Below are 19,836 nucleotides of genomic sequence, written 5' to 3'. Positions count from 1 at the left end.
TGGTGGTCAGCAGAGCGCTGCCCTCCAGGCCGTTAGGGCCAGGAGGCCCGGAAACGCCAGCATGTCGAACCGGCGATGGGCCTGGGCCGAGATCGGTTTCGGAATCCTGAACTCCATGGTGACCCTCCGCTGCCGCAGGCTAATCCTTTGGGGTGACGGACTGGGCTTCGGCGATACACCTGTCCGCACAGGTATACCCCAACAGACACGATTTGAAGGATAGAAGCTAGCCGCTGACTTACCGTGAGTATACCAAGCTAAAGTTGTTGGCTGGCATCGGGATGCGGTCCAAGAGGGTCAAACCCTGCGCGAGTGCCGCCGCGGAGACCGCCTCCACATCCCGGACTCCCCAAGCGGGATCCCGCGCCCGCAGATCCGCGTCGAAGGCTGCATTGCTCGGAGCAGTGTGCACCCCAGCTACTCTGAACGGACCATAGAGGTACAGCAGCCCGCCTTCTGGCAGGACGCGGCCAGCTCCCGCCATCAATCCCTCTGTTGCGGCCCACGGGGCAATGTGGACCATGTTGATGGCAAGCACCGCATCCGCGCGCGCTACAGGCCAACGCTCTTCGCGCACGTCAAGCGGCATGGGCGACAGGATATTCGGCACGCCAGAAGCTTGCGCATGTGCCGCGATGCTCCTGAGCGCTTTCGGGTCTGCATCACTCGGTTGCCATTGCAGATCGGGCAGTGCAGATGCGAAGTGCACGACGTGTTCGCCTGACCCGCTTGCCACTTCCAAGATTAAGCCGGTGGGCGGGAGCACGCGCCGTAGGACGTCGAGAATAACCTCCCTGTTTCGAGCTACGGCCGGTGCGAACAGAGCGTCGCCGGATGAACCGGTCTGGCCCAAGACAGCGTCCCATTCCAGCATGGCGCACCTCTCGGCAAGCATGGGCTCCCATGAGGTAAGCTGAGAAAGGACCAGGGCCAAGCAGAGCCATAGCGCAACTGCAACCTGCGCCGCAGGCTTTTGTCCGCAGGGGTATACTGATCGGCCCCCATGAGGTGGTTCATCGCCGAGTTTGGTGGATCTGGGAGGGTGACGGCGAGCTTCTGGTCGATGCCGGCACCGATCCGCAGATCAGGGCATGACCCTGCTCTGCCATCTTCCCGGCTGCCGCCTGCTTCGTGTGGGGCGTGACGGCCAAAACGCCCTCAGCGTCGCCGCAGAAGGCGAACGCGATCAGGCCCGCTGCCCAGCCTGTCGGACGCTTAGCTCGGCTGTCCATAGCCGCTGTCAACGACGGCCCGCCGATCTGCCCGCCAGCGGCAAGATCGTGCGATTGCACCTGACGATCCGACGCTTCTACTGCCATGCCCCCGGTTGCCCGCGTCGCACGTTCGCCGAACGCTTCACGCACCTGCTCGGCCGCGACGCTTCCCGCACCCGCCGGCTCGCACAGGCCCAGGTGCGAACCGGGGTCGCGCTCGGCGGCCAGCCTGCCGCCCGGCTGCTCTCGCATCTGGTCATGCCAACCACCGCCACGACCCTGCTGCGAACGATCCGGGCTCTGCCGCTGCCGTCCGCAGGTCAACCGCAGGTCGTCGGGGTCGACGACTGGGCCCTGCGCAAGGGCCGGACCTACGCGACGATCGTGATCGATCTCGAGCGCCATCGCCCCGTCGACCTGCTGCCGGATCGTTCGGCCGCGACGCTGGCCACCTGGCTTCGGCACGAGCCACAGATCCACCTCGTGGCGCGCGACCGCTCGACCGAGTACGCCCGGGGCACCACGATGGGAGCGCCGGCCGCCCCGCAGGTCGCCGACCGCTGGCATCTGCTGCTCAACACGCGGCAGATGCTCGAGCGCTGGCTCGCCCGGGTCCACCCGCGCCTGAGGCAGATGCCGCTGACGGCACTCCCAGCTTCCTCGCTCCGCCGGACGACGGCCTAGCCGCGTGCCCCCGCTGAGGTGTTCACCCGGGCTGCAGCCGTCGGGCGATGGGAGGCCCTCTACGATGATGTCCGTCGCCGGCGCGCCGCGGGTCAGGCGCTCCGGCGCATCAATCGCGAGGCCGGTCTGGCCCGCGCCACCGTGCGCAAGTACGCCTTCGCCGAGCACTTCCCGCGTCATGGCCTGCGCGGGCCGGGGCCGAGCATCCTCGATCCCTATCTCGATCACCTGTCCGCCCGCCTCGGTGAGGGCTGCGAGAAGGCCATGCAGCTCTGGCGCGAGCTTCGCGATCTCGGTTATCCCGGTACCCCGAAGCAGGTGCGACGCTGGCTGAGCGAACGGCGCACGCGCCCGGCCAAGACCACGATCCGGCGCTGGCAAACACCGCCGGCTGCAGCGATGATCGCGCCATCGCCACGGCCGCCCCTCCCTTCGCCTAAGCAGCTGTCGCGGCATCTCCTGCGCGAGCCCGACGAGCTCGATCCCGGGGCCGTGGCCGTGGTGGCGCGGGTGCTTCAGGACGGCGAGACTGCCAAAGTCGTCGGTCTTGCTCGCCGGTTCTGCCGGATCGTCCGCTGCGGCGGCAAGGGTGCGGAGCCCGCCGCCCTCGCGGCCTTCGACACGTGGCTAGCCGAAGCGCAGCTGCGGCGTACGCGTGGTCGAGAGTTTCGCCGCCAGCCTCGCTCAGGATCAAGACGCCGTGCGAGCCGGGCTGGAACTGCCGTGGAGCCGCGGACAGGCGGAAGGCCAAGTCAACCGCCTGAAGCTGCTGAAGCGGACCATGTACGGGCGAGCCAAGCTCGACCTCCTTCGACGCCCCTTCCTCCTCGCAGCCTGATCCACCAAACTCGCCGATGAACCACTCACAGGGGGGGGCGGATCATCGGGGCCGAGGTCGCTTACGAACTGGGTTCTGACGGCGTGCGGTGCACGATCACCCTGCCGGTTTCGACACGGTCGGCGGGCAAGCCCGCCGGCACCTGCTGCGGCGTAGCGGACTGCTATGCTGCGGCGGAACCGAACTCTTCAAGCCTAAGCTGACGACCAAGTAAAATCATCACGCGCTCTAGGTTGCGTTGCGCTAGAGCGCGATCCAGATCACGCAGCACATGGCACTTGATGAGCGCTCTAGCGGATGGCTTCATGATACACCCTTGTGAACCAGCTTTAGTGCGGACTGCGGGTAATCCTCTGGGACTTGAGCTTCTCGGTGGACGCCACGAACAGCCTGCCACCCGACCATCTCACCTCGGCGCACTAACGAGCTGTGGCGCATCGCTCACGACCAAGCTTGCGGGTGCAGATCAGAAGTGGTTGCCGTAGATAATCTCTGCGTGTTTGCAGCCACATGTTCGCGATAGCGGACAATGACGGCTTCGAACCCCTTGCCCACCACCAGCATGCCGGCTGCTTCAAAGGCGGCACTCACCTTCTCGCTCACCATGAGCTGAGCCTCGAGCCAGGCTTCCAAGCCGCCCCGGGCCAGCTTCATGAGCCGCAGTTCAACAACCTTCTGCCCCTCTATCAGCAGCAACGTCGCTTCAAGGCAAGATATGAGCACGGCACGTCTCAGTCAGAGCAATGTATCAGGTCAGCCGTTGGCGTTTATGCCAGCGTGATTCCATCCGCTACAATTTCACTCAGTACATTGCTGCTCGCCACAAGCGCACGGAGATACTCAGCATTGGACGCTAAAATCACATCGACCGGCGTCCGCGACTTGGATAGAACGCGACCGTAAGTAAGCTTGGCTTTAAGCTCGCTCTCAGCGTAGGAGAACCAGATCCTCTGCTGCGCACCTGCCTTCTCGAGAAGACGAGTAGCGATAGAGTACACGCTCGCCTGAGTGGCTGCAGGCTGGGGGGCGGCACTCACACCGGCAACCGCATGCTCGTTCGTGGCTGGCGCAGGAGCGGGTATTTCGCCCGAGATCTCTGGCGCGCTCACTTCGAGCGAGTGAACCGCGATCGGCTCTGGCTCCGCCGCGATGATCTCAGAAGCGCTCGCCGGCTCATCAGCCTCGGATTGCGCCGCTTCTGACATGAGAGCCTCAGGAGCCTCTTCCTGCGCGGGCAACGGCTCAGGGTCGTAGACGGGGACAGCTTCGAGCGACGTCTGCTCACCCTCGGTCGGCGGCAGAACAGCCTGCTCGTCACCAGCCTCGGTGATTTGCTCGCCAGGAGCCACTGCCTCGGTCATGGAGCTTCCCCGTTGGGCTGATGTTGAACGCCTACCGCGTCGCGCTGCCATGTCGCCGCTCTCTCACGTCAGAGGCGGGCCCGCGCCCGGGAGGCGCGGGCTCTCGCCAGTCGCACCAGGTTACGCGGCCTTGGCGACCGAATAGATTTCCTTGGCCTGAGCCTGGAACGTGTCGAACTGAGCACGGAGGTACTCCGCCCGGATCTGACCGGCCTCCTGCAGATCGCGGGCGCGGATGATCTTATGGGCGACCGCGAAGGCAGCGTCGGCGTTCTGCTCGGCGAAGTCGAGGCTGCGGGCGTAAGCGACGCTAACCGGCAGCTGGGAGGCCTTGAACGAGGACTGGACGGTCTCGTTGAGCTTGCGGGTGTTCTGGAAGAAGGCCGCGACGGCCTGCTGGGCTTGCGCGAGGCTCTTGTCGGCAAAGTCGCGCAGCTCGGCGGGGACCTCGAAGGGGTTCTGGCTCGTCATGGACGTTTCTCCACGGGGGTACGCACCGCCTTCTTGTGCGGCGCGGCATTAATGCTGCAATGCACAAGAGAGCACAACCCCGACTTCCGGTCTAGACCGAGGTGGCCTCGATCGCTGCGTGCGGCACGCGCGGCTCCCCCGGCCCCTTCGACAGGGATATGGCAATGTCCCTGCTCGGCTGGCTGATCCACGCTCGGGATTGAGCCATCAGAAAAAAAGGGCCGCCCTTGTGAGAGCGGCCCGAGTCTAGGGAGGAAACGCCCACGAAGGGCAAACCTCATGTGGGGACCGTCCTGGCGGCATGACGTGCGTAAGCGCACATGCAGGTCTCGGTGGGACACAAAACGCCCGGCCGGGGTTCGGGACTCCCCCCGTGAGACACGGATCGTGGTCTGGTGTTGAACAGGGCGCGGCTCCCGCAGCTGCCGGCCAGGCTTTCATCCAGACCCAACCGAGACACGCCACTTTCGTTAAGCCGCTAAACGACATGTATGGAAAAACGACGGGATACAGTTGGCGAATTCGATCAGGCCCGCCGCGGAGCCCGGGATGGGACCGGCCTCACGCCCGTGCAACGGCCGCGCCAGACGCCCGGCCGAAGAGCCACCCGAATTCGCCAACAGTATCCGACGGTTTTTCAGACACTTAAACCTGTAAGGATTGCGTGTCAGGAAATCAAATCCGGACGCCAGCGGTCTCCTGCCCGCCTGTCACGTCGGCGTCGCTCGCATAAGACCGGCTTACGGAACCGGCAGACGGCCAGCGTTTTCAGAACTCGAGAACTTTGGCGCGGGCGGTCGCTGTGTCTCAGGCCAGAATGGCTTCGCGCGTTAGGCCATGATCAGCCGGGCGTCCTGGTACCCGTCCTAGCGGGCGCGCCGAGCTGGCCGAAAAGCCCATTGACCAGACGCATGCCGGTGCCGCCGTGAGGCTTTTCCGTGAACCCCTTGCCGTTGTCCCACAGGGCCGGGCACGCCGCGCCATTCTGATAGGCGAGCAGCTCAAGGCCGACGACCCCTTGCTGCCTTCATGTTTGCTTGTCTCATCGGATCAAGTTGGATGGAGTGCTCTACGCTAAGCTGTTCGAAACATGCGTCGCGGCGCTAGTAGCTCGATAAGCGTGGGCCGGACCGATCAAGACGCGCCTCGTAGGCGGGCAAGGGTGGGCCCTCCGGTCATCGTGCCGGCGGAACCTGAGCCTTTGACCCAACCCGCATGAGGGGGCATCGGAGGCAGCTATGGGTGTCACCAGACGGATCTTCGCCACAGGCGCCGCTACGATACCGCTCATCGGCTCAGGCTTTCCGCGTGCCTCGGCCCAGAATGCGGCTCAGGACGCGCTCCTCATCGGCAACAACGCTGTGGCGGATCCGCTGGAGTTGGCAACGGACGCCTACATCTACGGCTACCCGCTCGTCACCATGGAGATGACCCGACGCGTCCTCACCAACGTGGTCGCGCCCGAAGGTAAAAGCGCCCCCATGGGCCAGTTCGCCAATTTGCGGGAATACCCAGACGCCAAATTCCGAGCCGTCACGGCCCCCAATGCGGACACGCTCTATTCCAGCGCCTTCCTCGACGTCGGCCGGGAACCTTATATCCTGAGCATCCCGAACGAGGACGGGCGCTACTTCCTCATGCCAATGCTCAGTGCCTGGACGAACGTCTTTTCCGTGCCGGGCAAGCGCACAACCGGAACTGGCCCGCAGACCTACTTCATTGCAGGACCTGGTTGGAGCGGCAGCGTCCCATCCGGCGCCAAGCTGATCCAAGCCCCAACCAGCCTAGTCTGGATCATCGGCCGAACGTACTGCACGGGTACGCCCGAGGACTACAAGACCGTCCACGCCCTGCAGGACCAGTACCGGCTCATCCCCGCGAGCGCGGCCGCAACGTCGTACACGCCGCCGGCAGGCCAGGTTGATCCAGGCATCGACACCAAGACGGCCGTGCGCGAGCAGGTCAACAATTTGGACGCGGCCACCTACTTCAACTTGCTCGCCGCGCTGATGAAGGATAACCCGCCAGCGCTCGCGGACGGGGTCGCGGTTGCCAAGATGGCCTCGCTCGGCATCGTGTCTGGGCGCACCTTTGATCCGAGAGGCCTGACACCATCCGTTCGGGAAGCGGTCGAGCAGGCACCGAAGCAGGCCATCTCCCGCATCATGGGACATATGAAGACAACGGGCCGACACATCAACGGCTGGACATTCACGACCGACGGCGGCGATTACGGCAAGGACTACCTGCAGCGCGCGTTGGTCACGGCGGTCGGGCTCGGCTGCAACCTGCCGCAGGACGCGGTTTACCCCCTGACCACCGTCGATGCTGCGGGCCGGCGGCTGGCCGGCACCTCGAAGTACGTGATGCGCTTCCCTGCCGGCGAGCTGCCGCCCGTCGATGGATTCTGGTCGCTGACAATGTATGACGCGAACTTCTTCTTCGTCGACAACCCGCTCAACCGCTATACGGTCAGCCCGCGCAACAACCTGCAGACCAATCCAGACGGCTCAGTCGATCTCTTCATCCAGACCGAGAGCCCCGGCCCGCAGCGGGAGTCGAACTGGCTACCAGCCCCGACTGGGCCTTTCATCCTGATGCTGCGCACCTACTGGCCGAAGGATGCGCTGCTGAACGGATCCTGGGCCCCTCCGCCGGTTACGCGCGGCGCCGGCGCGGCGCTCTAGCCGCCTGACTGCGCCATCAACAACTCGCCCGTTCCCGGTTTGGGCCGGGTGCCCAGCGCAGGCGCTGATGGTCCTGAACGCATTGAAGAGAGACAGGAGGCATGCATGCGCTTCATCGGCATTGCTGCGGTCGTCCCACTCCTAGGAGCCCGTCCGAGTAACGGGTTGATGCGTTGGGATTGAGGTTGAGATCTGGGCGGATGGATTCCGCGCCACAGGCTTAGCGCGCGGCCTGCGCCAGCTTCAGGAGGTTATGGGCGGTGCAGATCATCGCCCACTCGCCTCGGACCTGCTCAAGACCGCGCAGCAGGAACTGCCGAAAACCTCTGGCCTGCTTCATCTGCCCGAAGACCGGCTCGACCACCTGCTTTCTCAGGCGGTAGCGGCTCCGGCGCCCAGCCCGCTTCAGCCGCTGAGCCATCGCGCTCATCAGCGGCATCTTCGTCAGCTTGCGCCGTCCAGCCGCATGGGCCTCGCCGTGACGCGCTCGGCCGGGCGGCAGGTAGCCCCGGATCCGACGCGCCTGGAGCGCCGTCAGGTTCGCCTCGGTGGCAAAACCGGCATCGCCCGAGACCTCGCGCGGCTTGCGTCCGAGATGAGCAGAGACGTCGTCGATCAGCGGCACCAGGGCACGATAGTCGGCTGCGTTGGTCACGAGCCGCTGCGCCACGATCACCTGATGCGCCGCATCGACCGCGATCTGGCCATTGTAGCCCTGCACGAACCCGTCGCGGGTGGGCAGGATCCGGCTGTCCGGCTCGGTGAAGTTGCGCTGTGCCCGGTCGGGTGGGCCGCCGTCCTCGCCGCGCAGGGGCCGCCCCTGCCAACGCATGCCCGACGAGGCGCCCGGCCCGCTCTCGTCCTCAGGGGCGGGCGGATCGGCGGCCTCGGCTTCCAGGGCGGCCTTGGCGGCGCGGATCGCAGCAAGCCGCCGCTGCTTGTCGGCCATCCAGTCCGGCGTCTCGTCGCCGCGCCGATCCATTCCGTGCGCGCGGTCCTCAGCGGCATCCATCTCGGCAGCTTGGGCAAGCCACGCCTCGACCTCGGCCGCCAAGGCCGCTTCGGTCGTCTTCATCCGGCCGTAGCTCATCGCTTTGTGGCGCGAGGCATTGGCCTTCAGCTTGGTCCCGTCCACCGCCACATGAGCAAAGCCCACCAGCCCGGCCGCCTGGCACAGCCGCAGCACCTGCACGAACAGGTCCGACAGCGCCGCGAGATGACGCTTGCGGAACTCGGCGATGGTGCGGAAGTCGGGCCGGTTCAGGCCGGTCACCGCCATAACGTCGACCCGCTCCTCGCAGGCGCGGGCGAGTTGGCGCGAGGAGTACAGGCCGCGGCTGTAGCCGTAGAGCAGGAGCGCCACCATCATGCCGGGATGGTAGGGTGGATAGCCGCGCTCCTCGGTATAGGTGTCGAGGATGGCTGACAGATCGAGCGCCTCGCGCACCGTGTCGCGCACGAAATGCGCCATATGCCCGGGCGGCACGAACTCATGCAACGAGGGCGGCAGCAGCCAGCCTTGATCGACATCCCAGGAGCGAAACACCTTGGCCATGGGCCGAGTGAATCACCTCCGCGCCCCGCCGTCGAGACGCTTACTCGGACAGGCTCCTAGCCGTTCCTCACACTGCATCCGCGGACATCAAGCGTCACAAGGCTGTCCCGGAGACGTTTTGGGGCCAGTGGGTCCTGGCCGACCAATCGTGTATCAAAAATGATCAACCGGCCCTCTCGATCACCGCGTCGGCTTACACCCGCGCCGACTCGCGATGCACGATAGACTGGGTCGACGAAACCGCAGGACGAGCCGGCCCAATCTACTCCGCTCACATGCGATGCTCGACCGGCGAACAGCCGCAGCCGTCGATAGCGAACCTGATCCTCGTTTCGAGGGAGAACAACGTGGTCTCGCTGGGTCCGGACTTCAAAAGTCTCCAGAGCTATCAGCGCTGTCCAGCCGAGTGAGAGCCGAAGCCTCGCACAAGCGGCCGGAGTGACGGTCCCGGGCCGCGCCGCCGGCAGCCGGAGATCCAGAAGCCGAGAAACGAGATCCACGACAGCGCCCCCCCCGCTGCGCTTGCTCCCATCCTAACTCAGGAGGTAGCCCATGAGCCCCTTGCCGGAGCGAACTGAGTCCCTGACAGCACCGCCGACGGACCCCAGCGGCCCCATCGCGGGGCGGCCCGGGCATTCATTGGCTCGGCGCGCCATCGATGAGGCCGAGCGTTATCTCTGGTTTGCCCTCTACCTCATCGTCATCTTGGGGACGTTGATCCTCTTCAGCCTCAACATCTACGCCCGCATCGACCAGGATGTCCCGCGCTACCCGGGCTACCACTTCTACGCGCTCGGCCTGATCAACGCCCTCGTGTTTGCCAAGATCATGCTGATCGCCGAGGCGGCAGGCGTGGGCTCCAGGTTCATCGGGCGCCGCTTGGAGGCGGGACGGCTCGTCATGGTGATCCTCTATCGCGCGCTGGCATTCACCGTCGTCCTGGTCGCGGCCTATGTACTGGAGGCGGTGCTGGAGGGGGCATGGCATGGGAAGGCGGTGGGGCAGGTCCTCCCGGAGATCGCTGGTGGCCCGCTCGGCCTGGTCTCGCTCGCCTGGATCATGCTGGTGGCCCTGGTTCCCTATTTCGCTTACCGCGAGCTCGGTCGCGTGCTCGGCCACGCGAGGTTGCAGGCGATCATGCTGAAGCCCGGCGGGACCTTCCGGGATGGCGCCGATCCGCAGACTGCGTCCCAGTCCCGGTTCGCGGCCTGAGGCTGATATGAACCTGCGAGGGTAGGGTGCTCAGATGGGCGATCATGGCACTGTTCCCCAAGTCGTACCCTGCCGCGCGCATGCGTCACCTCGTGGGCGTGAGGAGAGGCACTCTCCACACGGGCCGATCTCGTGCTTGATCGAACGGGACCTTAACGAGGACAGGCAATGGTCGGGGTGCCCTCAGCCCTGCCGGATCAGGACTAGGGTGGAAGCACCGGGCCAGCTGAGGCGGGGGGCGTCCGCTGCGATACGACGAGCGTTGGCGCAGGCCGGGATCCCGTATCCGGCTCGAGGCTTGCCCGTCGCTGGTCGAGGGCGTGCCGCGCATGCGCCAGGGCCGTCGACGGGCGCGGGGCGCATCGCCCGAGCGGTACCGCGAGAAGTGGGGTCTGCCGCTCGCGTATCTGATGGCCGCGGCGGCCTACGCCGCCCAGCGCTCCGAGTTGGCGAAGCTGCACGGCCTCGGCCGGAGAGCTGCGGCGAAGACCGCCGCCTGACGGTGCCGGGGCGGCCGGAATGCGCCCAGCCGCCTCATCTCCCCCACGTTGAGCACCCTGGAGAGCATCGTAGGCACCGCCCCCGCTTACGACCCGTCCCTGACCTACTACGCCGCATCCGTGGCCGGTCACGGCGAGTATCGGGCCTGCGAGTGGCTGCAGAAGGCCGGCTTCGTCACCCTGGTTCCGAGCCGCACGGCTGTCGTGCGGCAAGCTTCTAGAGCGGGGTCCGAGCGGGTTGAAACCGTGGTGATGGCAACGCGTTGGCCGGTCCCCGGGGGGGCGGCTCAACGGAGGTGGCCCATGCCCTCAGCTTTGTCTGTCGACCTGCGCCAGCGCGTCGTCTCGGCCGTTGCAGAAGGCGCCTCCTGCCATCAGGCCGCCGCGCGCTTCGGGGTCAGCGTGGCCAGCGTCAGCCGCTGGTCCAGGCAGCAGGAGGGCCAGGGAGATGTCACGCCCAAGCCCATGGGCGGCGACCAGCGCTCGCAGCGCATCGAGGCTCATGCCGAGCTCATCCTGCAGACCTACCAAGCCCACCCGCAGAGCTTCCTGCATGAGCTCTGCGAGACGCTCCAGGAGCAAGGCGTTCCGGTCAGCCGCAGTAGCCTGTCGCGCTTCTTCGCCCGGCACCGCATCACGCGGAAAAAAGGGCGACGTACGCAGCTGAGCAGGAGCGGGAGGATGTAAAGGCGGCTCGTGAGGCGTGGTTTGCCGGCCAGCTTGAGCTGGATCCGGAGCGACTGGTGTTCCTGGATGAGACCGCCGCCACCACCAGCATGGTCCGCCGCTACGGCTGGGCCCCGCGCGGCGAGCGTTGCCGCCTCGCGGCACCCGCAGGGCACTGGAAAACCACCACTGTGATTGCCGGGCTGCGCACGAGCGGGCCTGACGCGATCGCTCTGCTGGACGGCCCTGTGACGGGCGAACGCTTCCGCGCCTACGTGACCGACACCCTGGTCCCCACCCTGAGACCCGGCGACACCGTGATCCTGGACAATCTGGGCGCTCACAAGGTGGCCGGCGTGCGCGAGGCGATCGCGGCAACCGGGGCCCGGCTGCTTTATCTTCCTCCGTACTCACCTGAGTTCAACCCGATTGAGCAGGCCTTCGCCAAGCTGAAAGCGCTGTTGCGCAGGGCGGCGGCCCGCAGTGTCAGTGAACTCTGGGCGGCGATCCACCAAGCCTTCAAATGCTTCTCGCCGGCTGAGTGCCGCAACTACTTCACAGCTGCTGGATACGAGGATGATGCTTACGCTTCAACCTGATCGGGAGCGGCTCTAGCGGCAAGCGGCTCGTGCGGCGTCCAGTGTTCCCTGGCTACGCCTTCGTTGGCAAGCGGCCGGAGCAATCCTGGCGGGACATCCTGCGGGTGCCTGGCGTCCGCGCGCTCGTCACGACAGGCGAGGCTCCGACCGAGCTGCCGCCGTGGATGATGAAGATGCTGATCGCAGCTGATGAGATGGCCGCGTACGACCGCCCGCGACCGCAGCTTGCGGTGGGCGACAAGGTGCAGATCCGCGACGAGCTCTGGGAGGGCCTGATCGGCGAGGTGATGCGCGCCCCGGAGGGTCGTCGCATTGCCGTGCTGCTGAAGGCATTCGGCAAGAAGCATGTCCTCAGCGTCGATGTTGACAGGCTGGCTGCCAAATGAGACCTTGCACCTGCGCACGGTCGTTGTTGCATTTTTGCAACCACGCCGTGCGGGTGCATTGGTCAGCAGCCCCGCGCGAGCGATCGTGACGGGGCTGTTTCGTGTGAGGCAGTCAGGTGACCACCAAGCCCGCCTCACCGTGGCAGGCCATCTCCGTCTGCACCGCAACCGTCGGGTCTGGTGCGGTTTGTCCGCAGGACGGCGTTGGGAAACGGGAGCCGGGGCAGTGGACGCTGAAGCTGGGGACCTCATCGACCGGATCTACGAGGCTGCGGTCCTGCCCGAGTTCTGGCCGAACGTCCTCTCGGATCTGGCGCGCTTTGGCGAAGGCGACGCGCCCTTCTCTTCACGACGGAGGGGAACGATTTTCGTTACGTGACCTCCCCGGGCTTCGAGCAAGGCACCGCAGAGTATGTTGCGGAAGGATGGCCGGCGCGGACGGATCGGGCCGCCAGGCTTTTCGCCAAGCAGCACTCAGGCTTCTTGACCGACCTCGACGTCTACACTCCTGCGGAAATCGAGGTAGAACCTGTCTTTCGCGATTTCCTGCGGCCCAGAGGGCTCGGCTGGGGCGTTGCCAGCGCCGTCACTGTGCCGAGTGGTGACCGCCTCATCTTCAACGTGGAGCGCGCTTTCGCTCGTGGCCCGGTGACCCGCGATGTCGTTGCGCGCCTGGATGCCTTGCGGCCCCATCTTGCGCGTGCCGCGACGATGTCGGCGCGCCTGCGCCTTCAGACCGTGCGGGCCGCCGCACAGGCTCTCGACGTGGTCGGGGTTCCGGCGGCGATCCTCGGGAGGCAGTTGCAGGTGCTCGCAGTCAATGCCGGCTGCGAGGCGCTGTTCGGCTACACGGTTCAGGAGGCGCGCCGCTTTGCCCTCACGCACCCGGAAGCCGACAACCCACGCACCGCCCGACCCATGCCCAAGACGGCGGATGCCGAGCTGCAGACCCCGGAGCACCGGGCCTGGCGTCTGGCCGTCCTGCAGCGGGCGGGCTGGTGCTGTGAGGATTGCGGCGCTCAGGGCGGCCGCGGCGGCGTCCGCCTCTTCGCCGATCACGTGATCGAGCGCCAGGACGGCGGTGCGCTCACGGATCCGAACAACGGCAGGTGTCTATGTGGATCCTGTCACACCAGGAAGACCGTGGCCGAGCGGGCGCGGCGGATGGCGGTGCGGAGCGCGGCGGCCGAGCCGGGCCGTGGCTGATCCCCCCGGGGGGCCGGTCGAGAGTTTGGCGGGTCAGGGGCGGTGAACCGCACAGGGTCTCATCCGGACAAAATTCCCTCCGAGCAAAACTAGGGTGAAGGCGGTGAGGCGCGGGCAGACCTACTACCTGGGCGATGGCATCAACAAGGTGCTCGCCACGGCCGCCGAGGTCGAGAAGGCGATCGCCAAGGCGAAGAGCCTCGGCAACGCGGCGCCGGCGCCCGCGCCGGTCGTGGTGCGGGTCGCGGAGCCTGTTGTGGTGGTCCCGGCGACCCCCGCGACCCCGGTGCCCCCGGCCGTACTGGCGACGACGGGCTTCGTGGCGCGGCTCGGCGGCTGGATCGATCGCGTCTTCGGGGCCGCCTGATGAAACGCGGCATCCTCCGCACCGTGGAGGGCGGCCGGCTTCTGTTCTGGTGCCCGGGGTGCGCGGGCGCCCACAGCATCCGCATCGGTGAGGGGGAGGGTCCGCGCTGGCAGTTCAACGGCAACTACGACTGTCCGACCTTCGCCCCCTCGATCTTCGTCAACCCGCCCGGCCCGTACTTCAACCCGGCTCCCTCGTCTGCCACTCCTTCGTGAGGGACGGCCAGATCCAATTTCTCGGCGACAGCACCCATCACCTCGCCGGGCAAACCGTTCCGCTGCCTGACTTCGACGCAGCCTGAGACCCTCGCCCTACGGGTTTAGACAGGGCACCACCCCAGCAACATCCAAGGACTATCCCATGATCCGCAAGCTCTCGCTCGCGGCGCTGGCGCTGTGCGCGCTCGCCGCTCCTGCTCTGGCTGCCGAGGTGACGGCGGTCGCCAACACCGCCGTGGTGGTGCCGTGGGGCGACTGGATCGTCGCCATCGCCCAGACCATCACCTCAGTCCTGGTGCCGATCCTGGTGACCGTGATCACCGCTGCCATCGCCCTCATCGCCCCGTGGCTGCAGCTGTTCATCACCCAGAAGCGGATCCAGCAGATGGTCGAGGCCTGCCTGGAGTATGCCCTCAACACCGTCGAGGGCGCGGCCAAGGGCAAGGCGCTCAATGTCGAGATCGGCTCGAAGGTGCTCGCCACCGCGGTCAACCGTGCGCTCAACGCTGCTCCGGCGGCGGTGGTGCGCGCCGCGGGCGGCCCGAAGGGCGTCGCCAGGACGATCTTCAGGGCCCTGCACCTGGATGAGACCGCGAACGCCAACGCCGTCCTGACGCCTGTCCTGAACGGGCTGCCGGCGGCGGCCAGGAAGTAAGCGCACATAGCCAGACAGGAGGCGGCCATGCGGATCCCCCCACGGCACTGCTGGCTGGCTTACCTTGCGCCTTGGCCCAACCAAGCCATGATCCAGTACGACCCCGATCCGGTCATCAACGAGCGCATCCGCAGAGCCGTCCGCTACGGCCAGACCCGCTGGGCCGAGGTCTGGCTCTCCCTCATCATGATGACGCTCGGGGGGGTGCTGCTCCTCCCCGAGCCCACCTTCGTCGGCCCGGAATGGCGCGTGATCGCGTCCTGCGTGACCGAGCGCACGGCCGGGACGATCTCCGTCTCGGTGGGCGGGGCTCGCATCCTCGCCCTCTGGATCAATGGCCGCCGCGGCCGGGAGACGTCGCTGATCCGGACGCTCGGGTGCATGTCAGGCTTTGCGTTCTGGCTCGTGACCGCGGCCGGCGTCGCGGCGGCCTATCCGCCGCTCTCAACCGGCATCGCGGTCTACGGTGTCCTCGCCTTGGCCGAGCTTCATTCGTCGGGGCGGGCCGCCTCCGACATGGCGGCCGAAGACACCTTCGGCCTGCGCAAGAGGAGGCGGGCTGGTGGCCGACCCGGGCGTCTCCTTTGACAGCTGGCCGGCGATCGTCGTCGGCATCACGGCCGCGCTGGCGGGCGCGCTGGTCCCGCTGAACGGCTTCATCAAGACCCTGCTCGACTACCGGCTGGAGGCGAAAAAGGCCGAAGCGCTCCAGGCCGAAACCGCGCGGGACGTCGCATCCGCGTCTGGCCCCACGGTCCTCGACTCGATCGCGATTGCCGACCTGACGGACGCGGTGAAGGAGCTGGCCCTGGCCATCCGCGAGGACACCGCGTCGGACACGGCCCGGCACAATGACCAGCTGATCAGCGTCTTGGAGCGTCTCACCGACCGCCTCGGAGATCTGGAGCAAGGCGGTCGCGGGCCTCACCAGGGCCAGCATCGCGGTTCCCGCCGCGACCAGCACCATCGTTGACTCGGCGCCCCAAGGCACCTCCGATGCCCGCCCGGCACACCGCCGCGGGCGGGCTTTTCTATTGCGTGGAACGTGTCGAGCGGTCGGACTTCGACCCTCCGCGCACGCTGAGCCGACAGCCGCAATGCGCCACAAACGGACCTTCGAGCGGTGCATTGGGAATGGCCGCTGGTGTTCTGCTGCCGAACCTTGGCGGATCGTTGCAGACTGTGCCACGGGTCAGCTTCGACTTGTGTTCACGTTATCATTCGCAAATGCCAGACTCAGGAATTGAGGTCTACATACGTGCAAAGCATCTGTTCTGAGCGGAGGCCGCGATGTTCTTGGCTCGGTTTTCCTACGATGTTCTGCCCGTCAACCGGCAGCAGGCAATCGAGCACATCCGGCGCGAGATCGAGGCAGCGCGCGCAAACGGTCTCAAGGCTCGTCTTCTGGTGCCGCTCACGCGTGTTCAACGCTGCGCGGCTCTGCAATTTGAGGTTGAGCTGACCAACCTCGATCAACTCGATCAGTTCCGCCGAGGCGGTGTGGGTTCGGAAGGTGAGACGAGTGAGTGGATGCGCTCGTTCAGCGACATCCTCCAAAGCCCGCCCTTGGTCGAGATCTTACGCGCGGAGGACTGACGACCAAGTACAGTCATGCGAAGCAGTGCTAGCACTACAGTTGCGTTTTTGGTTGGGAAGAACGGCGGGTTGGTCTGCTGAGTTTGCCTCGGCGTTGGCGGCGCGCTCTGGCGTCTGACGTGCTGCGGTTGAGGTGGGCTTGGCGGGCGGCGGCCTGATGTGCGCGTCGCCAGAGCGACCAGGCCATGACGTGGGCGGGCCGGATGCGCTGTCGCGCCAGCCGCACCGCGACGCGGCGGCTCTCCTGCACCGACCAGCGGATCAGTGGGCGCGCGGTCTTGGCCAGCCCCGACTTTTTGGGGGCGGCGCGTTGGCCCGATGGCGGATCACCATCAGCCTGGCGCAGGCCAGCATCACCAGCGAGATGTGCCGGTGCCAGCCATGCCAGGAGCGGGTCGCGTTGTGGTCGAGCCCGAGTTCGGTCTTGGCCGAAGGCGTCCGCGATGGCCCAGCGCCGGCCCTCAACCGCGACCAGGGTCGCAATCGGTGTGCCGGCCGGGCACCACGTTGTGCAGGAGGCCCGCTCGCCGTCGCTCAGACTGCGGCGGATCAGCAGGCCCCGCGTCCACTCGCTCTCATCGAGGGCGGGATCCACGGCGCCGGCGGGCAGGGTAGTCGCGGACGGCCGCATCGAGCTGTTCGCCGCGCCGTGCCACCTCGGCGCCGAGATGCTTCTCGAGCTCGTGAATCTGCATCGACAGTGCGGGCTGGGAGACCGCGCAAGCGGCCGTGGCGCAGCCGAAATGACGGTGCTCCGCGAGTGCCGCGATAGATCAGCTCATCACCGCAATCAGGCAATTCGATTAGACATGATCGCTCGTGGCGGTCATGGTATGTGGCAATGGCCGGGCGGGGCGCTGCCATCCGCGCCTCGGGAAGCCCCCGCTCCGCGTTTGTCGTCACCGTTGCAATCACGGAGCACATTGTGGCGAATGTCATGCCAACATAAGACGATTGCCGATCGAAGTGCGCCATTGGATTGCTATGACGAAGTTAACAAGAGGGTGATCGGCTTCGCCCTCGAGGCCGAAACGAATCTGCCACAATCAACCGCTGAACATCGGTAGAAAATCAGAAAAAGATCGGAGGCCGACATGGACGCGAAAGTTGACGATACCGGCGAAGGCAAGTGCCCGATCACCGGCAGCCGCCGTGGACGAACGAACCGCGACTGGTGGCCGAACCACTTGGACATCCAGGTTCTCCATCGCAACTCAAGCCTGTCCGACCCGATGGGCGAGGATTTCGACTACGCCAAGGAGTTCAAGACCCTCGACCTGAACGCCGTGATCAAGGACCTGCATGCCTTGATGACGGACTCGCAGGATTGGTGGCCGGCCGACTTCGGCCACTACGGGGGGCTGATGATCCGCATGGCGTGGCACAGCGCGGGCACATACCGCATCACCGATGGCCGCGGCGGCGCCGGCGCCGGCCAGCAGCGCTTCGCGCCGCTCAACTCGTGGCCGGACAACGCCAACCTCGACAAGGCGCGCCGGCTCTTGTGGCCGATCAAGCAGAAATATGGCCGGAAAATCTCCTGGGCCGACCTGATGATTCTCGCCGGCAATGTCGCCCTCGAGTCGATGGGCTTCAAAACGTTCGGTTTCGCCGGCGGCCGCAAGGATGTGTGGGAGCCCGAAGAGCTCTATTGGGGTCCCGAGGGGACATGGCTGGGCGACGAACGCTACAGCGGCGAACGCCAGCTTCAAGAACCGCTCGGCGCGGTACAGATGGGCCTCATCTACGTCAATCCGGAAGGGCCGAACGGCAAGCCGGACCCGGTCGCTGCGGCGCGTGACATCCGCGAAACCTTTTTTCGCATGGCGATGAACGACGAGGAGACCGTCGCGTTGATTGCCGGCGGCCACACCTTCGGCAAAACCCACGGCGCCGGTGATCCGTCCTTCATGGGTCCGGAGCCGGAAGCCGGCGCGCTCGAGGATCAGGGCCTCGGCTGGAAAAGCAGGCATGGCAGGGGCTTCGGGCCTGACACGATCACCGGCGGCCCGGAAGTCATCTGGTCGCAGACGCCGACGAAGTGGAGCAATTACTTCTTCGACAACCTGTTCAAATATGAATGGGAGCTGACGAAGAGCCCGGCGGGTGCGTGGCAGTGGCAGGCGAAAGGCGCCGAGCCTACGATTCCGGACCCCTTCGACGAGTCGAAGAAGCGCATGCCGACCATGCTCATCACCGACCTCGCACTGCGCCTCGACCCAGCCTACGAGAAGATCTCGCGGCGCTTCTACGAGCATCCGGACCAGTTCGCGGACGCCTTTGCCCGCGCCTGGTTCAAGCTCACGCACCGCGATATGGGCCCGATCCAGCGTTATCTTGGTCCGCTCGTGCCCAAGGAGGTCCTGATTTGGCAGGACCCGATCCCGGCCCTGGATCACGAAGTGGTCAACGAGCAGGACATTGCAGTGCTGAAGGCGAAGATCCTCGCCTCCGGCCCGTCGGTGCCGCAGCTCGTCTCGACGGCCTGGGCGTCAGCGTCGACGTTCCGCGGCTCCGACAAGCGCGGCGGCGCCAACGGCGCGCGCATTCGCCTCGCGCCGCAGAAGGACTGGGAGGTCAACCAGCCGGCTGAGCTCGCCAAGGTGCTGCAGAAGCTCGAAGTGATCCAGAAGGAGTTCAACGCCTCGCAGAAGGGCGGCAAGAAGGTGTCGCTCGCCGACCTGATCGTTCTCGGCGGCTGCGCGGCCGTCGAGAAAGCTGCCAAGGACGCCGAGACTCCGGTGACGGTGCCCTTCACACCGGGGCGCATGGATGCCTCGCAGGAGCAGACCGACGTCGACTCCTTCGCCCCGCTCGAACCGCGGGCCGACGGCTTCCGCAACTACATCAGCGGCAGGCGGCAGTTCATGATGCCGGAGGAGGCATTGGTCGATCGGGCACAATTGCTGAGGCTGACAGCGCCTGAGATGACGGTTCTCGTCGGTGGGCTGCGCGTCCTCGGCGCCAACGTCGGGCAGTCCAAGCACGGCGTCTTCACCAACAGGCCTGGGATGCTGACGAACGACTTCTTCCTCAACCTACTCGACATGGGCACGCAGTGGCACCACGCTGGCGGCGACGTCTACGAGGGCCGTGACCGCAAGACCAACGAGCTCAGGTGGACCGGCACCCGCGTCGACCTGATCTTCGGCTCGCACTCGCAGCTCCGCGCGCTGGCGGAAGTCTATGGGTGCGCGGACTCGCAGGAGAAGTTCGTGAAGGACTTCGTCGCCGCATGGACCAAGGTCATGAACCTCGACCGCTTTGACGTGGCGGGCCGCATTGCTGAGAAGGCGGCGGACTTGAAGGTCAGCGTCGACGCCGCGCTGTAGCCACGGCGTTCTCTGACGGCCAACGAGCGACGGCGGAGGCGTTCGCATCCGCCGTCGCGATCAAGCACCGTCCGCTGGACGCACCTTGATTGGAGAGGTCAAGCACGCGATTTCGATCGACGAGAATCGAAAGGACTCTGATCCGCCCCACGTCCAGAGTCAGCAAGGCCGCCCGGCCCCGCCGCGGTGGGGTTTCTCGTTCGCAGCAGGTTGTTTCGTTGCTGGAGACATTGTGCCCTCCTGCATCTGATCCGAGGTCGTTCTGAGCCCGGCAGCCCTCCCGCAGCCG

20 protein-coding genes and 2 pseudogenes are annotated in these 19,836 nt (G+C 66.1%); 15 read left to right on the top strand and 7 right to left on the bottom strand.

Annotation, left to right across the window (positions count from 1 at the left end; genetic code table 11):
* Positions 1-238: 238 nt before the first annotated feature.
* Positions 239-874, bottom strand: coding sequence for a DUF938 domain-containing protein (locus MNOD_RS40365; protein ID WP_012631372.1), 636 nt, complete (start codon positions 872-874; stop codon positions 239-241).
* A gap of 217 nt (positions 875-1,091) precedes the next feature.
* On the opposite strand from MNOD_RS40365, the pseudogene MNOD_RS45405 reads away from it, so the two are divergent.
* Positions 1,092-2,736, top strand: a pseudogene (locus MNOD_RS45405) (ISL3 family transposase).
* 441 nt (positions 2,737-3,177) lie between these two features.
* Here the strand turns inward: MNOD_RS45405 and MNOD_RS40350 are convergent.
* The 3 genes from MNOD_RS40350 to MNOD_RS40340 all read right to left on the bottom strand — a co-directional run bounded on the left by MNOD_RS40350 (position 3,178) and on the right by MNOD_RS40340 (position 4,568).
* On the bottom strand, positions 3,178-3,459 hold the full coding sequence (locus MNOD_RS40350; protein WP_012631371.1) for a hypothetical protein: 282 nt from the start codon (positions 3,457-3,459) through the stop codon (positions 3,178-3,180).
* Between the two features lie 44 nt (positions 3,460-3,503).
* On the bottom strand, positions 3,504-4,097 hold the full coding sequence (locus tag MNOD_RS40345) for a hypothetical protein (RefSeq protein ID WP_015932755.1): 594 nt from the start codon (positions 4,095-4,097) through the stop codon (positions 3,504-3,506).
* A gap of 120 nt (positions 4,098-4,217) precedes the next feature.
* On the bottom strand, positions 4,218-4,568 hold the full coding sequence (locus MNOD_RS40340; RefSeq protein WP_012631369.1) for a phasin family protein: 351 nt from the start codon (positions 4,566-4,568) through the stop codon (positions 4,218-4,220).
* 1,238 nt (positions 4,569-5,806) lie between these two features.
* On the opposite strand from MNOD_RS40340, the gene MNOD_RS40335 reads away from it, so the two are divergent.
* Entirely contained in the window at positions 5,807-7,255 is a 1,449-nt protein-coding gene (locus tag MNOD_RS40335) for a DUF1254 domain-containing protein (protein ID WP_012631368.1), read from the top strand.
* A 220-nt stretch (positions 7,256-7,475) separates the two neighbouring features.
* On the opposite strand, the gene MNOD_RS40330 is transcribed toward MNOD_RS40335, so the two are convergent.
* Positions 7,476-8,810: an IS1182-like element ISMno8 family transposase gene (locus MNOD_RS40330; RefSeq protein WP_012631188.1), complete on the bottom strand. Its 1,335-nt coding sequence runs from the start codon at positions 8,808-8,810 to the stop codon at positions 7,476-7,478.
* A gap of 552 nt (positions 8,811-9,362) precedes the next feature.
* Here MNOD_RS40330 and MNOD_RS40325 point away from each other — a divergent pair.
* From MNOD_RS40325 to MNOD_RS40265, 12 genes are all read left to right on the top strand, one after another.
* The gene (locus MNOD_RS40325; RefSeq protein ID WP_012631367.1) at positions 9,363-10,022 is read left to right on the top strand and encodes a hypothetical protein; all 660 of its coding nucleotides are present in this window, start codon (positions 9,363-9,365) and stop codon (positions 10,020-10,022) included.
* Positions 10,023-10,351: 329 nt separating this feature from the next.
* Positions 10,352-10,522, top strand: a complete 171-nt coding sequence (locus MNOD_RS42495) for a MucR family transcriptional regulator (RefSeq protein WP_012631366.1) — start codon at positions 10,352-10,354, stop codon at positions 10,520-10,522.
* Positions 10,523-10,825: 303 nt separating this feature from the next.
* Positions 10,826-11,787 (top strand): IS630-like element ISMno11 family transposase gene (locus MNOD_RS45395; protein WP_076611772.1). Its coding sequence is split into 2 segments (ribosomal slippage): positions 10,826-11,165 and positions 11,165-11,787, totalling 963 coding nucleotides; the frame shifts between segments, so codons are not numbered across the junction.
* Between the two features lie 41 nt (positions 11,788-11,828).
* Positions 11,829-12,173, top strand: coding sequence for a transcription termination/antitermination protein NusG (gene nusG / locus MNOD_RS40305; RefSeq protein ID WP_050783642.1), 345 nt, complete (start codon positions 11,829-11,831; stop codon positions 12,171-12,173).
* Positions 12,174-12,399: 226 nt separating this feature from the next.
* Positions 12,400-12,552 (top strand): hypothetical protein, encoded by a 153-nt coding sequence (locus MNOD_RS47755; RefSeq protein WP_012631362.1) that lies wholly within the window; start codon positions 12,400-12,402, stop codon positions 12,550-12,552.
* A gap of 104 nt (positions 12,553-12,656) precedes the next feature.
* On the top strand, positions 12,657-13,379 hold the full coding sequence (locus tag MNOD_RS50470; protein ID WP_341874510.1) for an HNH endonuclease: 723 nt from the start codon (positions 12,657-12,659) through the stop codon (positions 13,377-13,379).
* 94 nt (positions 13,380-13,473) lie between these two features.
* A complete protein-coding gene (locus MNOD_RS40290; protein WP_012631360.1) occupies positions 13,474-13,746 on the top strand; it encodes a hypothetical protein in 273 nt (90 codons plus the stop codon).
* A complete protein-coding gene (locus MNOD_RS40285) occupies positions 13,746-13,961 on the top strand; it encodes a ubiquitination-like system serine protease family protein (RefSeq protein WP_425277533.1) in 216 nt (71 codons plus the stop codon). Before MNOD_RS40290 ends, MNOD_RS40285 begins: the two co-directional genes overlap by 1 nt.
* Positions 13,962-14,106: 145 nt before the next feature.
* Positions 14,107-14,619 carry a hypothetical protein gene (locus MNOD_RS40280; protein WP_012631359.1) on the top strand — a complete coding sequence of 171 codons (513 nt, stop codon included), beginning with the start codon at positions 14,107-14,109 and terminating at the stop codon, positions 14,617-14,619.
* 27 nt (positions 14,620-14,646) lie between these two features.
* The gene (locus tag MNOD_RS48575) at positions 14,647-15,207 is read left to right on the top strand and encodes a hypothetical protein (protein ID WP_012631358.1); all 561 of its coding nucleotides are present in this window, start codon (positions 14,647-14,649) and stop codon (positions 15,205-15,207) included.
* Positions 15,182-15,592, top strand: a complete 411-nt coding sequence (locus MNOD_RS40270; protein WP_012631357.1) for a hypothetical protein — start codon at positions 15,182-15,184, stop codon at positions 15,590-15,592. Before MNOD_RS48575 ends, MNOD_RS40270 begins: the two co-directional genes overlap by 26 nt.
* A 317-nt stretch (positions 15,593-15,909) precedes the next feature.
* Positions 15,910-16,215, top strand: coding sequence for a hypothetical protein (locus MNOD_RS40265; RefSeq protein WP_012631356.1), 306 nt, complete (start codon positions 15,910-15,912; stop codon positions 16,213-16,215).
* Positions 16,216-16,506: 291 nt separating this feature from the next.
* Here the strand turns inward: MNOD_RS40265 and MNOD_RS45380 are convergent.
* Both MNOD_RS45380 and MNOD_RS45375 read right to left on the bottom strand, forming a co-directional pair.
* A pseudogene (locus MNOD_RS45380) lies at positions 16,507-16,783 on the bottom strand (IS701 family transposase); the annotation flags it as partial.
* A 7-nt stretch (positions 16,784-16,790) separates the two neighbouring features.
* A complete protein-coding gene (locus MNOD_RS45375; RefSeq protein WP_083786751.1) occupies positions 16,791-16,985 on the bottom strand; it encodes a LysR family transcriptional regulator in 195 nt (64 codons plus the stop codon).
* A gap of 324 nt (positions 16,986-17,309) precedes the next feature.
* On the opposite strand from MNOD_RS45375, the gene katG reads away from it, so the two are divergent.
* Positions 17,310-19,547: a catalase/peroxidase HPI gene (gene katG / locus MNOD_RS40260; RefSeq protein ID WP_012631354.1), complete on the top strand. Its 2,238-nt coding sequence runs from the start codon at positions 17,310-17,312 to the stop codon at positions 19,545-19,547.
* Positions 19,548-19,836: the final 289 nt, after the last annotated feature.

Source organism: Methylobacterium nodulans ORS 2060 (assembly GCF_000022085.1).
GTDB lineage: Bacteria > Pseudomonadota > Alphaproteobacteria > Rhizobiales > Beijerinckiaceae > Methylobacterium > Methylobacterium nodulans.
This window is presented reverse-complemented; position numbering and strand designations above follow the sequence as displayed.

Coding starts and splice junctions, on each gene's coding strand:
- MNOD_RS40365 (WP_012631372.1), bottom strand. CDS start 874: ATGCTGGAATGGGACGCTGTCTTGGGCCAGACCGGTTCATCCGGCGAC.
- MNOD_RS40345 (WP_015932755.1), bottom strand. CDS start 4,097: ATGACCGAGGCAGTGGCTCCTGGCGAGCAAATCACCGAGGCTGGTGAC.
- MNOD_RS40340 (WP_012631369.1), bottom strand. CDS start 4,568: ATGACGAGCCAGAACCCCTTCGAGGTCCCCGCCGAGCTGCGCGACTTT.
- MNOD_RS40335 (WP_012631368.1), top strand. CDS start 5,807: ATGGGTGTCACCAGACGGATCTTCGCCACAGGCGCCGCTACGATACCG.
- MNOD_RS40330 (WP_012631188.1), bottom strand. CDS start 8,810: ATGGCCAAGGTGTTTCGCTCCTGGGATGTCGATCAAGGCTGGCTGCTG.
- MNOD_RS40325 (WP_012631367.1), top strand. CDS start 9,363: ATGAGCCCCTTGCCGGAGCGAACTGAGTCCCTGACAGCACCGCCGACG.
- MNOD_RS42495 (WP_012631366.1), top strand. CDS start 10,352: ATGCGCCAGGGCCGTCGACGGGCGCGGGGCGCATCGCCCGAGCGGTAC.
- MNOD_RS40285 (WP_425277533.1), top strand. CDS start 13,746: ATGAAACGCGGCATCCTCCGCACCGTGGAGGGCGGCCGGCTTCTGTTC.
- MNOD_RS40280 (WP_012631359.1), top strand. CDS start 14,107: ATGATCCGCAAGCTCTCGCTCGCGGCGCTGGCGCTGTGCGCGCTCGCC.
- MNOD_RS48575 (WP_012631358.1), top strand. CDS start 14,647: ATGCGGATCCCCCCACGGCACTGCTGGCTGGCTTACCTTGCGCCTTGG.
- MNOD_RS40265 (WP_012631356.1), top strand. CDS start 15,910: ATGTTCTTGGCTCGGTTTTCCTACGATGTTCTGCCCGTCAACCGGCAG.
- katG (WP_012631354.1), top strand. CDS start 17,310: ATGGACGCGAAAGTTGACGATACCGGCGAAGGCAAGTGCCCGATCACC.